We start from the raw sequence: 12,379 nt of genomic DNA on the forward strand, positions 1-12,379 counted from the left end.
CAACCTGCCGGAAGCCGTCACCCAAGGCATCCACGGCGGCAACCTGCCGGAAGCCGTCACCCAAGGCATCCACGGCGGCAACTTGCCGGAACCCATCACCGAGGGTATCCACGGAGGCAATCTCACTCCGGCATCCACTGAGGGGATTCACGGCGACAACAGCAAGGGTTGACCACTGCGCCGGGAAATCCGCTAAAGTCCTGGGGTTGGCCACAAGCCAGCTCCAAGGACACCGGAGATTCCATGAAAAAACTCTTTATGCTGTGTTGCGCATCCCTGCTCGCAGCCTGTTCCAGCCACACCCCGTCCACCCAGGCCAGCCTGGATGGCGAAGTCTTCTACCTGCAGCGCATCGCCCTGCCGCCTGCCGCCACCTTGAGCGTCGAGTTGCAGGATGTCTCGCTGATGGACGCCCCCGCCGTGACCCTGGCGCGCCAGGCCGGCCCGGTCAAAGGCAACGTGCCACTGCCGTTCCACCTCATTTACGACCCGGCCCAGGTCAAGCCCGGCCACCGCTACGCGGTCAGCGCGCGGATCGAGCTGGACGGCAAGCTGCTGTTCATCAACACCGAACACCACGGCGTCGCACTCGACGGCAGCGACCCGCAGCCGGTACGGGTCAAAGTCGACCCGGTGCGCTGAGCCCGCCCCATTTCATCGATAAGGAAATACCCATGATTCGCGCCTCCCTGCGCTTCACTACCCTGTGCGCCGGCCTGCTGCTGTCGGCCAGCGCCCTGGCGCTGTCGCTTGGCGACCTGAGCCAGTCCGACGCCACCGGCGGCCTGAAGGATGCCCTCACCCAGGGCGCGCAGATTGCCGTCAAGCAGTTGAGCACGCCAGGCGGCTTCAGCAACAACCCTGACGTGCGCATCGAGCTGCCGGGCAACCTCGGTAAAGCTGCCAAGGCCATGAAGATGTTCGGCAAGGGCGACCAGGTCGATGCCCTGGAAGCCAGCATGAACAAGGCCGCCGAAGCTGCCGTGCCACAGGCCCAGGCGATTCTGGTGGATGCCGTGAAGAAGATGACCGTGACCGATGCCAAGGGCATCCTCAGCGGCGGTGACGACTCGGCCACCCAGTACCTTAACAAGAGCAGCCGCGAGCAGATCCGCGCCAAGTTCCTGCCGATCGTCAAGCAGGCCACCGACAAGGTCGGCGTCGCCCAGCAGTACAATGCCTTTGCCGGTCAGGCCAAGGGCCTGGGGCTGATCAAGGATGACGCCAACATCGAGAACTACGTGACCGAGAAGGCGCTGGATGGCCTGTTCGAGATGATTGCCAAACAGGAACAGAGCATTCGCCAGAACCCGGCGCAGGCCGCTACCAGCCTGGCCAAGAAAGTCTTCGGCGCCCTTTGACGCCCTGGGGGGGCGCCTTGCGCCCCCTTCGATTTTCAGCCCTTCCTGACCCTGAACCACGCCGCATACAACGCCGGCAAGAACAGCAAGGTCAACGCCGTGGCCACGATCAACCCACCCATGATCGCCACCGCCATCGGCCCGTAGAACACACTCCGCGACAACGGAATCATCGCCAGCACCGCCGCCAGCGCGGTCAGCACGATCGGCCGGAAGCGCCGCACCGTGGCCTCGATGATCGCCTGCCAACGGTCCATTCCGCCAGCGATATCCTGCTCGATCTGGTCCACCAGGATCACCGAGTTGCGCATGATCATCCCCGCCAGGGCGATGGTGCCGAGCATGGCGACGAAGCCGAACGGCTGGCGGAACACCAGCAGGAACAAGGTCACGCCAATCAGCCCCAACGGCGCGGTGAGGAACACCATCACCGTGCGCGAGAAGCTGCGCAGCTGGATCATCAGCAAGCTCAGCACCACCACGATGAACAGCGGCATGCCGGCGTTCACCGATTTCTGCCCGCGCTCGGAGTCTTCCACTGTGCCGCCCACTTCCAGCAGGTAGCCATCCGGCAGCTTGGCCTTGATCTCCTGCAAGGTCGGCAGGATCTGCTTCACCAGCGTCGCCGGCTGCTCCTTGTCATAGATGTCGGCACGCACGGTCACCGTCGGCAGGCGGTTGCGGTGCCAGATGATGCCTTCCTCGAAGCCATACTCCAGCGTCGCCACCTGCGACAGCGCCACGCTCTGGCCGTTGTTGGTGGGCAGCGCCAGGCTGCCGAGGTTAGCCAGTTCGCCACGCTCCTGCTGGGTGCCGCGCAAGAGAATCTCGATCAGCTCGTTGTCCTCGCGGTACTGGCTGACCGTGGTGCCGGTCAGCGAACTCTGCAGGAAGCTCGACAGTTGCGCGGTACTCACGCCCAGGGCACGGGCGCGGTCTTGATCGATTTCCAGGAACACCGCCTTGCTCGGTTCTTCCCAGTCCAGGTGCACATTGACCACATGCGGGTTCTCGCGCACCTTGTCCGCCACTTCCCGGGCCAGGGCACGGGCCTTCTCGATATGCTCGCCAGTGACCCGGAACTGCACCGGGTAGCCCACGGGCGGGCCGTTCTCCAGGCGCGTGATGCGGGCGCGCAGGTCGGGGAACTGCTGGTCGACGGTGCTGATCAGCCAGCCGCGCAGGCGCTCGCGGTCTTCCATCGACTTGGCCAGCACCACGAACTGGGCAAAGCTGGCAGCGGGCAGCTGCTGGTCCAGCGGCAGGTAGAAGCGCGGCGAACCGGTGCCCACATAGGCCACGTAGTTGTCGATGCCGTCCTGCTGCTTGAGCAGCGCTTCCAGTTGCTTGACCCGCTCGGCGGTATTGGCCAGCGAGGCACCTTCGGCAAGCTTCAGGTCAACCATCAGCTCCGGGCGCCCCGAGGCCGGGAAGAACTGCTGGGGCACAAAGCGGAACAGCAGGATGCTGCCGACAAAGGCGGCAATGGTCAGCAGGATCACCGTCTTGCGCCGCCGCACGCACCACTCCACCACACGCCGTACGCGCTGGTAGAACGGCGTGCCGTACGGGTCCGGCGCGTGCCCGTCCTTGCCATGGCGAGCGGCATGCAGCTTGGCCAGGTCTGGCAGCAGCCGCTCGCCCAGGTAAGGCACGAAGACCACCGCAGCGACCCACGAGGTCAACAGCGCGATGGTCACCACCTGGAAGATCGAGCGGGTGTATTCGCCAGTGCTCGACGCCGCCGTGGCAATCGGCAGAAAGCCCGCAGCCGTGATCAACGTACCGGTGAGCATCGGGAACGCCGTGCTGGTCCAGGCGTAACTGGCGGCCTTGAGGCGGTCATAACCCTGCTCCATCTTGATCGCCATCATCTCCACGGCAATGATCGCGTCGTCCACCAGCAGGCCCAGCGCCAGCACCAACGCGCCGAGCGAGATCTTGTGCAGGCCGATGCCGAAGTAATGCATTGTGGCGAAGGTCATGGCCAGCACCAACGGGATGGCCAAAGCCACCACCAGGCCGGTGCGCAGGCCGAGGGAGAAGAAACTCACCAACAGCACGATCACCAGCGCCTCGACCAGCACCTGGACGAACTCGCCGACCCCGGCCTTGACCGCCGCCGGCTGGTCGGAGACCTTGCGCAACTCCATGCCGGCGGGCAGGTTGCGCGCCAGGCGCTCGAACTCATCTTCCAGTGCCTTGCCCAGCACCAGGATGTCGCCGCCGTCCTTCATCGACACCGCCAGGCCGATGGCGTCCTCGCCCATGAAGCGCATGCGCGGGGCGGGCGGGTCGTTGAAGCCTCGGTGCACATCGGCCACATCGCCAATGCGGAAGGTGCGGTCGCCCACCCGGATGGGGAACTGGCGGATCTCATCAACGCTGTCGAAGCGCCCGCTCACCCGCAGTTGCAGGCGCTCACTAGGGGTTTCGAAGAAACCGGCGGTGCTGACCGCGTTCTGCTCACGCAACGCCTGCTGCACCGCCTCCAGCGGCACCCCGAGGGTAGCCAGCTTGAGGTTGGACAGCTCGATCCAGATTTTCTCGTCCTGCAGGCCGATCAGCTCGACCTTGCCCACGTCCTTGACCCGCTGCAGCTGGATCTGGATACGGTCGGCGTAGTCCTTGAGCACCGCATAGTCGAACCCGGCGCCGGACAGCGCGTAGATATTGCCGAAGGTGGTGCCGAACTCGTCGTTGAAGAACGGCCCCTGGATCTCTGGCGGCAAGGTGTGGCGGATGTCCGCGACCTTCTTGCGAATCTGGTACCAGAGCTCGGGAATGTCCCTGGAGTGCAACGAGTCGCGGGCCATGAAAGTGACCTGCGACTCACCCGGACGCGAGAACGAGACGATCCTCTCGTACTCACCGGTCTCCATCAGCTTCTTCTCGATGCGCTCGGTAACCTGACGTGACACTTCCTCGGCCGTGGCCCCTGGCCACAGGGTACGAATGACCATGGCCTTGAAGGTGAACGGAGGGTCTTCACTCTGCCCCAACTTGGTGTAGGACATGGCGCCAATGGCAGCCAGCAGAATCATCAGGAACAGCACAATCTGGCGGTTACGCAGCGCCCACGCGGAAAGGTTGAAACCCATCGGGACTTACTCCTTGGCCGCCAGGTTCACCACGCGGTTGGTGCGATCTACCGGCCGCACTTCCTGCCCCTCGCGCAGCACATGGCCACCGGCAGCGACCACCCAGTCGCCCGGTGCCAGGCCTTCGAGCACCGGCACGGTTTCACTGCCATACGCGCCCAGACGCACCACGGCACGCTCCAGGCGGCTGTCCTTGTTGACCCGCCAGACATAGGCCTGACCGTTTTCCGCAGTGACGGCCGACAGTGGCACTGCCAGCGGAATCACTCCGTCATGGGCAATGAACACCCGCGCACTCTGACCGAGTTCGGCAGGCACCTTGGCCGAGGTGAAGGCAATTCTTGCGGCGAATGTCCGTGAGCGCGGGTCGGCGGCAGGTGCCAACTCGCGAATGCGCCCTTGGAAGCGTTGGTTGGGGTGCGACCACAATTCGATGCTGACAGCCTCGCCCACGGCAAAACGGGCGAACTGCTGTTCCGGCAGGCCGATGGCCACTTCACGCTCACCGTCGGCAGCGAGTGTGAACACGGTCTGCCCGGCCGCGACCACCTGGCCGACTTCAACCTGGCGCTTGGCGATGACACCCGCCTGCGGCGCACGCAACACGGCGTAATCAGCCTGGTTGCCGGCCACGTCGAATTCGGCCTTGGCCTGTTTCAGGCGGGCGAGGCCTGCACGGTAGAGGTTCTCCGCGTTGTCATACTGGGAGTGGCTGACCATCTGCCGGTCGAGCAGCTTCTGGTAGCGGTCGCGCTCGGCGCGCACCAGCGACAGGTTGGCCTCGGCCGCTGCCAGCTGGGCGCGGTTGGCCTCCAGCTGCAGGCGCACGTCCTGTGGGTCAAGCTCGGCCAGCGGCTGCTCGGCCTTGACCCGCTGCCCCTCCTCCACCAGGCGCTTGCTGACCTTGCCGCCGATGCGGAAGGCCAGCTCCGGCTCGAAGCGCGCGCGCACTTCACCGGGGTAACTGTCGGCAGCGGCTTCGGCCGGCTGCGGCTGCACCACCAGGGCCGGGCGCGGCGCGGCAGGCGGGGCTGCTTCCTGGCCGCAGGCTGCCAGCAACAGCGCGGCAGCAGCGGGCAGAGCGAGGGACAAGGCATGGCGCAACATGATGAATCCTTTCGCGAAGTGCACATTGAATATTTATACTGGCGAGTATATTAAATCAGGGAACCGAGGCCGGGAAGCCAGCGTCGGAAAGAAAATCAACATTAACGAAGGTCGCGACCTGCAGCCGGATGCCGTTGCACCCGGTAAGATGGGCGCCCCTTCAACCAGATGCGGATTCCAATGTCCAACGACGCACCCAACGGCCCGGGCCGGCCCAAGGACCTGGCAAAGCGCGAGGCCATCCTCGAAGCCGCCAAGGCCCTGTTCCTTAGCCTCGGTTATGCCAACACCAGCATGGATGCGGTCGCTGCGGCGGCAGGTGTTTCAAAACTCACGGTCTACAGCCATTTCACCGACAAGCAGACGCTGTTCGGCTCTGCCGTCATGGCGACCTGCCAGAACCAGTTGCCGGACTTGATGTTCGAGTACCCGGAGGGAGCGGCGGTGGAGGAGGTGTTGCTGACTATCGGCCATAGCTTCCAGGCGCTGATCAGCAGTGACGAGGCGGTCAAGCTGAGCCGCCTGATCATGGCCCAGAGCAGCCAGGACCCGGGGTTTGGCGCGTACTTCTACGAAGCCGGGCCGAAGCGGCTACTGGTGGGGATGGAAGCACTGTTGCGCAGGATCGATGGGTGCGGGCTACTGCGGATTGCCAATCCGCTGCAGGCGGCCGAGCACTTCTTCAGCCTGGTCAAGGGCGCGCCTGATTATCGCCTGTTGCTGGGGTGTGCCGGGCCGCTGGAGGGAGATGAGGCCGAGGCCCATGTGCGTGAGGTGGTGGCGTTGTTTATTCGGGCATTCAAGGCCTGAGTCAGCCTCAACCGGCCTCTTCGCAGGCACGCCCGCTGCCCCAGGTTCCGCACGGCTTGCAGGACCTGGGATACCCCTGAAGGAGCGGTTTTAACCGCAAAGAAGCCGACGCAGGCGATCAAGCCTTCAGGGCTTTCTTCGGATAGATGTCATAGCGGCTCGACTTGCCTTCCAGGCTGTGGCTCGGCTTCGGCCCATCAATGATCGGTGCCTTGCGCGGCCGCTTCACCACCACCCGGTGACTGGCCAATGCCAGTGCCGCCTCCAGCAATGCAGGCGCATCCAGGTCATCGCCCACCAGCGGCCGGAACACGCGCATCTCCTTCTTCACCAGCGCGCTCTTGTCACGGTGCGGGAACATCGGGTCGAGGTAGATCACCTGCGGCGGCTCGCCTTCCCAACTGCGCATGCGCTCGATGGCATTGCCAGTCAGCAGGCGCATGCGCCCGACAATCGGCCCTACTTCTTCATCCAACCGACCGCGAGCCAAGCCATCCTCCAGCAACGCGGCAATCAGCGGCTGGCGCTCGATCAGGGTCATCTGGCAGCCCAGGCTGGCCAGCACGAACGCGTCCTTGCCAAGCCCCGCCGTGGCATCCAGCACCTGCGGCCGCACGCCTTGGGCGATGCCCACGGCCTTGGCAATCATCTGCCCGTTGCCGCCTCCAAACTGGCGCCGGTGCGCGGCCTGGCCTTCGACGAAGTCCACCCGCACCGGCCCCGGCGCCTGCGGGCCCAGCTGCTGGATCTGCAAGCCGTCGGCGCCCACCTGCACGGCAAACCCGGCAGCGTCGTCCTGCAGCGGCAGCACCAGGCGCTCGGCCCATGCGGCAGCTTGCGCCTCGAATTCAGCCGACAGCGCCTCGACCCGGATACCTGTGCCCTGCTCTTCCATCATTCACACCTAGAAATTGACCCCTGCCCCTCATGTATCGGCCGCCATGGCCGATACAGGCAATATCCCGCTATTCTGCCAGAGCACAGCGCGCACGACTGCCATGACAGACACTCTTCCCATCGGTTTGACCTACTTGTCGCCTGTCGGCAACTATGGTCGGCAGAATACCCAGGCACTCGGGGGCGTCAGCCACCTGTGGCAGGATTTCTTTGCCCGCGCGATGGAAGAGCAGCAAGCGCAAGAGCCCGACAGCGTCAGCCAGGCCATGGTGCAGTATGACCAGGCCAGCGGCGAGCCGATCGGTGGGGCCAAGGCCCTGGCGCTGATCGAAACCCAGCGCGCCTGCCCGGTACACGACACCATCGTCGCACCGCCCGAGCCCCTGTTCCTGCCCAAGGCGGAACTTGAGGCCAACCTGCTGGAACCGGCGCCGGAGCCGTTCAGCGTCGCCGAGATGATTCAGCAACAGCGCCAGCTCGACATCAGCAACAACTGGCTGCGCCCGGTGGTGATGAGCCAGGGTCACCCGCTCCCCGAACCAGGCCCGGCCCCCTCCCCGCGCCCGCTGCACCTGCCGATCGCCGAATTCGAGATGAACCTGCTCGACCCCGCGCCAGAGCCGTTTGATGAGGCGACCATGGCCAGGCAGCAGAACGATCTGGAGTTCGACATGCACTGGGCGCGCCCGGTAGTGCTGAACAACGTTCGCGTCAACGCCTGAGATCAGCGACAGACCTGCCAACGCCCCATGTCCAGATGAAAGTGATTGTGGTGGGCCGCGTTGTAGTTCGGCCCCAGCACCGTGCTGAAACTGTCGCACGCCACTTGCCGCACCTGCCTTAGAAATTCACCCTTCTGCCCGCCCGCCTGCCAGTCCCGCGCCAGCACGATGCGCTGACCGTCCTGCAGGCGAAAGCCGCTGATATCCAGCGCGTTCGCCGTAGCGTGCTGGCTCAGGCGCCCCTGCTTGCGGTTGTAGACATTGCGGCAGGCAAAGCTGCCCAGGTGATCCACCTGAGCAACGGGCTGGCCAAACACCCGCTGTGCAACCGCTTGCAGCCCATGCTGTTCGAACAGCGCATAAGCCACTGCCAAAGGGCAGCTGGCGAGGAAACTGCTGCTTAGCCGGGCTTGCCCCTGCTCGATGCGCCATACGTTCCGCAGAGGGCAGCTGGCCGATGATGGGCTGTCGGCTTGCGCGCGGTAGCGCAGGCCGGAAGTCTCCAGCACCTGGCGGCACAAGCTTGGGTCATTGCGCAGTCGCGACAGCTTGTAACTCGTCAGCCAGTTCGGCGGTTGGCGCACATCCAGCGCCGCCCACGGGTTCCAGGCGTCCGGAAGGCGCCAGCCCAATTGCCAGGCCAGGCCTGCCATCATCAACAGCAGGCCGCACAGCATCATCACCGCGCGCATGGCGCCTCAGCGGCGGAACAGGTCGTTGAGCTGGGCGAATGGCAAGGCCTGTTCACCGTAGCTGAATGTGCCTTGATCTCGAATCTCCAGGGCCGCACGCTGGAACGCACCCAGCGCTGCCCGGGCCAACGATGAACCGACACTGATCCGACGCACACCCAGGTCCTGTAACTGGTTGACGCTCAATGGCACACCCGCCAGGCCCATCAGCACATTGACCGGCTTCGGCGCCACGGCCTGCACCACCGCTCGTACCTCATCCACACTGCGCAACCCCGGCGCGTAGAGCACGTCGGCACCGGCCTCGGCAAAGGCCTGCAGGCGCAGGATGGTGTCGTCCAGGTCCATGCGCCCGTGCAGCAGGTTTTCCGCACGGGCACACAGGGTGAACGGGAATGGCAGGCTGCGGGCGGCCTGCACCGCAGCTCGTACCCTCGCCACGGCCAGTTCGAAGTCGTAGATCGGCGCCTCGGCGCGGCCGCTGGCATCTTCGATCGAGCCGCCGACCAGCCCTGCTTCGGCGGCACGCAGGATGGTCTGGGCGCAGTCCTCCGGCAGGTCACCGAAGCCGTTTTCCAGGTCGGCAGCCACCGGCAAGGGCGTGGCATCGACGATCGTTCCGGCGTTGTCCAAGGTTTCATCCAGGCTCAAGGCGCCTTCGGCATCAGGTCGGCCGAGGCTGAAGGCCAGGCCTGCGCTGGTAGTGGCCAAGGCTTCGAAGCCGAGGCTGGCCAGCAGCTTGGCGGAACCAGCGTCCCAAGGGTTGGGTATGACGAATGCGCCATCACGTTCGTGCAGTGCCTTGAAGGCTTCGGCTCGCAGGGTCTGTACATCCATGATCACAACCTCCGGGGTCAGGGAATGGTCAGAGTAGCCCCAGTTGTTCGACCTCGGGGGCACGCGGCAATTCCGGCAATGCTGCCAGGCCTGGCAGACGCGCCATCAACCGCTGGTGAAAACGCTGGGCCAGCGCGGCAGCCAGGCGGTTGTCAGACGTGTGCAGGAACACATAAGGGTTGCGCCCCTCCTCGATCCAGGCGGCGACCTTGTCCACCCAGGGCGTGAGGAAGGTCTCGTTGGCCTCAAGCTGCGGATGGCCGATAAAGCGCACCTGCGGGTGCTGGCTGAAGGCGGCGGGGCGCGGTGGCACCTTGGGCTTTTTCGACTGCGCATGCAGCACGGCGGGGTCGCGTGAAGTGCAGCTGAACAGGGCGCGGGGGTCGAGGCAAATGCGCTCCACGCCGCGCTCGTGCAGCAGACGGTTGAGCAGCCGCTCTTCCTCGCCCTTGGCGAAGAACGCCTGGTTGCGCACTTCCACGGCCACCGGCACACCGATTTCGTCGAGAAAGTGGCACAGTTCGCCCAGCCGTGCGGGGCTGAACTGGGCCGGCAACTGCAGCCAGTATGGCGATACGCGCTGGCCCAGCGGGGCCATCAGGCGGGTGAAGTCGAAGGCCGCTTCCAGCTGATCGCGCAGGTCACCTTCGTGGCTGATATCCCTGGGAAACTTGGCGGTGAAACGGAAGTGTGCGGGCATGACCTGCGCCCAGCGGGCGATGGTGCCGGGGGCGGGGCGCGCATAGAACGTGGTGTTGCCCTCGACGGCGTTGAATACCTGGCTGTAGTAGCCAAGCATTTCATGGGTGCTGGCGTCGGCGGGATACAGGTAGTCGCGCCAGGCGTTCTCGCTCCAGGACGGGCAACCTACGAAATATGGGAGGGGTAATGGATCCATCCATCAAATGTACAGGTCGAGCCCCAGTACTTCCATGTCCCAGTCGGTAAAACCGGCCGTGCTGAGGTAGCTGGCCAACGCAGTGGCGGTGCGCCGGTCACGGGCGCGAGGGAATACCATGTCCTGCTGGCGAGCCGGCAGGCCCGCCGGGCGACGACGCGCAGAAGCCTCTTGGGTGACTTCGCTCTCCTCCACCAGCTCGGCATCGTCCACGTTCTCGTCGCGCACCGCTGCTTTGCGCGGGGTGCGCTTGATCGGGTAGGACTGCGATGAGAAACCGTCGATACGCATGGCATGAGCACTCAGGACCAATGATGGCAATTTAGCAGCATCAGGGTTCCGTCGCTAATGCTCGAGTGATAACTGGACCACAGTTTGCGCCGAAGGTTTTATCGTTAACCGCGATAACCGACGAACAGCACTCAGCGCGCCTTGGGTGTGGCTACATTATCGCGCAAGTAAACCGGTTGCGCCTGTTCGGCGGCGATTGCCTCGCCACGGGCCCAGGCGAAGCTGGCCAGGCTGAGGATGTCCAGAGCATTTGGCAAAGCGGCCGGGTTGCTGGCGCTGGCCTGCACCGCCAAACGCTCGGCATAGCCCCAGCCGGTACCGGCACCGAACCAGTCACCGCTGCTGCCTTCAGGCAGGGCCACGCGCTCAGGCGGCAGCACGGCTTCCAGGCCCTGCAGGCGCATTTCACCGGCTTCGGCCTTGTAGCAACCCCAATACACTTCGTCCATGCGCGCATCGATGGCAGCGGCCACCTGCTGCACACCCTGCTCGCGCAGCGCGCCCTGGGCCAGCGCAGCCAGGTTGGACACTGGCAGCACCGGGCGCTCCAGCGCAAACGCCAGGCCCTGCACCACGCCAATGGCGATACGCACCCCGGTGAACGCGCCCGGGCCACGGCCGAAGGCGATGGCATCCAGTGCATTGAGCGCCACGCCGGAATCTGCCAGCAGCTGCTTGATCATCGGCAGCAGCTTCTGCGCATGCATGCGCGGGATCACCTCGTAATGGCTGGTTACCTTGCCGTCATGCAGCAGTGCGACGGAACAGGCTTCGGTGGCGGTATCCAGGGCCAGCAGGGTGGTCATCGAACGGGTATCCAGGTGCTAGGGGAAAAGAGCGGCAGTATAAACGACAACGGCCCGCAAGCGGGCCGTTGTGACACATGGCGTTGGATCAGCGCAGGGCGTCCAGCACCTTGGCGGTGATCGACTCGACCGAGCCGACGCCTTCGATGTGGCTGTACTTCGGCTTGCCATCATTCGCTTTAGACAGCTTCTGGTAGAAGTCCACCAGCGGCTTGGTCTGGCTGTGGTAGACCGACAGGCGGTGACGCACGGTTTCTTCCTTGTCGTCGTCGCGCTGGATCAGGTCTTCGCCGGTAACGTCGTCCTTGCCTGCCACTTTCGGCGGGTTGTACTGAATGTGGTAGGTACGGCCCGAGGCCAGGTGCACACGGCGGCCAGCCATACGGCCGACGATTTCTTCGTCGTCGACGGCGATTTCGACCACGGCGTCGATGTCTACGCCAGCGGCAACCATGGCTTCAGCCTGCGGAATGGTGCGCGGGAAGCCGTCGAACAGGCAGCCATTGGCGCAATCCGGCTGGGCGATACGCTCCTTGACCAGGCCGATGATCAGCTCGTCGGAAACCAGCTGGCCGGCATCCATGACTTCCTTCAGTTGCAGGCCCAGTGGGGTACCGGCCTTGACGGCGGCACGCAGCATGTCACCGGTGGAGATCTGTGGAATACCGAACTTCTCGGTGATGAACTTTGCCTGAGTACCTTTACCGGCCCCGGGAGCTCCCAGCAGAATTACGCGCATCTCGTGCTCCTCAAATTTTTTTATGAAATTCAATGGATTCGGCAATCGAGGCCAAGTCCGGAAAATCGGGTATGACCATAAATCGGTCAGAAGGCTGCTCAAGATACACAGCGCCCGG

Annotated in this window: 13 protein-coding genes; 4 read left to right on the forward strand and 9 right to left on the reverse strand. The window is 64.5% G+C overall.

Annotation, left to right across the window (positions count from 1 at the left end):
- The first annotated feature begins 243 nt into the window (after window positions 1–243).
- Together F6X59_RS21945 and F6X59_RS21950 are read left to right on the forward strand one after the other, a co-directional pair.
- Window positions 244–642, forward strand: coding sequence for a YbaY family lipoprotein (locus F6X59_RS21945; protein ID WP_152958098.1), 399 nt, complete (start codon window positions 244–246; stop codon window positions 640–642).
- Window positions 643–674: 32 nt separating this feature from the next.
- Window positions 675–1,361, forward strand: coding sequence for a DUF4197 domain-containing protein (locus F6X59_RS21950; RefSeq protein WP_152958099.1), 687 nt, complete (start codon window positions 675–677; stop codon window positions 1,359–1,361).
- A gap of 35 nt (window positions 1,362–1,396) precedes the next feature.
- Here the strand turns inward: F6X59_RS21950 and F6X59_RS21955 are convergent, their stop codons facing one another.
- Both F6X59_RS21955 and F6X59_RS21960 read right to left on the reverse strand, forming a co-directional pair.
- Window positions 1,397–4,462, reverse strand: coding sequence for an efflux RND transporter permease subunit (locus F6X59_RS21955; RefSeq protein WP_152958100.1), 3,066 nt, complete (start codon window positions 4,460–4,462; stop codon window positions 1,397–1,399).
- Between the two features lie 6 nt (window positions 4,463–4,468).
- Window positions 4,469–5,569 (reverse strand): efflux RND transporter periplasmic adaptor subunit, encoded by a 1,101-nt coding sequence (locus F6X59_RS21960; RefSeq protein WP_152958101.1) that lies wholly within the window; start codon window positions 5,567–5,569, stop codon window positions 4,469–4,471.
- 168 nt (window positions 5,570–5,737) lie between these two features.
- On the opposite strand from F6X59_RS21960, the gene F6X59_RS21965 reads away from it, so the two are divergent.
- Window positions 5,738–6,379: a TetR/AcrR family transcriptional regulator gene (locus F6X59_RS21965; protein ID WP_152958102.1), complete on the forward strand. Its 642-nt coding sequence runs from the start codon at window positions 5,738–5,740 to the stop codon at window positions 6,377–6,379.
- Between the two features lie 118 nt (window positions 6,380–6,497).
- Here the strand turns inward: F6X59_RS21965 and F6X59_RS21970 are convergent, their stop codons facing one another.
- Window positions 6,498–7,274 carry a class I SAM-dependent methyltransferase gene (locus tag F6X59_RS21970; RefSeq protein ID WP_152958135.1) on the reverse strand — a complete coding sequence of 259 codons (777 nt, stop codon included), beginning with the start codon at window positions 7,272–7,274 and terminating at the stop codon, window positions 6,498–6,500.
- Window positions 7,275–7,377: 103 nt separating this feature from the next.
- Here F6X59_RS21970 and F6X59_RS21975 point away from each other — a divergent pair, with 103 nt between their 5' ends.
- Entirely contained in the window at window positions 7,378–7,998 is a 621-nt protein-coding gene (locus F6X59_RS21975) for an energy transducer TonB (RefSeq protein WP_152958103.1), read from the forward strand.
- Between the two features lie 2 nt (window positions 7,999–8,000).
- Here the strand turns inward: F6X59_RS21975 and F6X59_RS21980 are convergent, their stop codons facing one another.
- The 6 genes from F6X59_RS21980 to adk form a co-directional block, all read right to left on the reverse strand.
- Complete coding sequence (locus F6X59_RS21980; protein WP_152958104.1) at window positions 8,001–8,690, reverse strand: extensin family protein; 690 nt, start codon at window positions 8,688–8,690, stop codon at window positions 8,001–8,003.
- A 6-nt stretch (window positions 8,691–8,696) separates the two neighbouring features.
- Window positions 8,697–9,527, reverse strand: a complete 831-nt coding sequence (locus F6X59_RS21985) for an oxaloacetate decarboxylase (RefSeq protein WP_152958105.1) — start codon at window positions 9,525–9,527, stop codon at window positions 8,697–8,699.
- Between the two features lie 28 nt (window positions 9,528–9,555).
- Window positions 9,556–10,425, reverse strand: a complete 870-nt coding sequence (locus tag F6X59_RS21990) for a DUF72 domain-containing protein (protein WP_152958106.1) — start codon at window positions 10,423–10,425, stop codon at window positions 9,556–9,558.
- Between the two features lie 3 nt (window positions 10,426–10,428).
- On the reverse strand, window positions 10,429–10,716 hold the full coding sequence (locus F6X59_RS21995) for a hypothetical protein (protein ID WP_152958107.1): 288 nt from the start codon (window positions 10,714–10,716) through the stop codon (window positions 10,429–10,431).
- Window positions 10,717–10,847: 131 nt separating this feature from the next.
- Window positions 10,848–11,522 carry a tRNA (adenosine(37)-N6)-threonylcarbamoyltransferase complex dimerization subunit type 1 TsaB gene (tsaB, locus tag F6X59_RS22000; RefSeq protein WP_152958108.1) on the reverse strand — a complete coding sequence of 225 codons (675 nt, stop codon included), beginning with the start codon at window positions 11,520–11,522 and terminating at the stop codon, window positions 10,848–10,850.
- An 88-nt stretch (window positions 11,523–11,610) separates the two neighbouring features.
- On the reverse strand, window positions 11,611–12,261 hold the full coding sequence (adk, locus tag F6X59_RS22005; RefSeq protein WP_152958109.1) for an adenylate kinase: 651 nt from the start codon (window positions 12,259–12,261) through the stop codon (window positions 11,611–11,613).
- Between the last annotated feature and the right edge of the window lie 118 nt (window positions 12,262–12,379).

It is taken from the genome of Pseudomonas sp. MN1F (genome assembly GCF_009391885.1).
Taxonomy (GTDB): Bacteria; Pseudomonadota; Gammaproteobacteria; order Pseudomonadales; family Pseudomonadaceae; genus Aquipseudomonas.

What these genes read in the sequence shown, in the direction of transcription:
- F6X59_RS21970 (WP_152958135.1), bottom strand. Translation starts at nt 7,274, where the DNA reads ATGGAAGAGCAGGGCACAGGTATCCGGGTCGAGGCGCTGTCGGCTGAA.
- F6X59_RS21995 (WP_152958107.1), bottom strand. Translation starts at nt 10,716, where the DNA reads ATGCGTATCGACGGTTTCTCATCGCAGTCCTACCCGATCAAGCGCACC.
- F6X59_RS21945 (WP_152958098.1), top strand. Translation starts at nt 244, where the DNA reads ATGAAAAAACTCTTTATGCTGTGTTGCGCATCCCTGCTCGCAGCCTGT.
- F6X59_RS21985 (WP_152958105.1), bottom strand. Translation starts at nt 9,527, where the DNA reads ATGGATGTACAGACCCTGCGAGCCGAAGCCTTCAAGGCACTGCACGAA.
- F6X59_RS21965 (WP_152958102.1), top strand. Translation starts at nt 5,738, where the DNA reads ATGCGGATTCCAATGTCCAACGACGCACCCAACGGCCCGGGCCGGCCC.
- F6X59_RS21955 (WP_152958100.1), bottom strand. Translation starts at nt 4,462, where the DNA reads ATGGGTTTCAACCTTTCCGCGTGGGCGCTGCGTAACCGCCAGATTGTG.
- adk (WP_152958109.1), bottom strand. Translation starts at nt 12,261, where the DNA reads ATGCGCGTAATTCTGCTGGGAGCTCCCGGGGCCGGTAAAGGTACTCAG.
- F6X59_RS21960 (WP_152958101.1), bottom strand. Translation starts at nt 5,569, where the DNA reads ATGTTGCGCCATGCCTTGTCCCTCGCTCTGCCCGCTGCTGCCGCGCTG.
- F6X59_RS21980 (WP_152958104.1), bottom strand. Translation starts at nt 8,690, where the DNA reads ATGCGCGCGGTGATGATGCTGTGCGGCCTGCTGTTGATGATGGCAGGC.
- F6X59_RS21975 (WP_152958103.1), top strand. Translation starts at nt 7,378, where the DNA reads ATGACAGACACTCTTCCCATCGGTTTGACCTACTTGTCGCCTGTCGGC.
- F6X59_RS21990 (WP_152958106.1), bottom strand. Translation starts at nt 10,425, where the DNA reads ATGGATCCATTACCCCTCCCATATTTCGTAGGTTGCCCGTCCTGGAGC.
- F6X59_RS21950 (WP_152958099.1), top strand. Translation starts at nt 675, where the DNA reads ATGATTCGCGCCTCCCTGCGCTTCACTACCCTGTGCGCCGGCCTGCTG.
- tsaB (WP_152958108.1), bottom strand. Translation starts at nt 11,522, where the DNA reads ATGACCACCCTGCTGGCCCTGGATACCGCCACCGAAGCCTGTTCCGTC.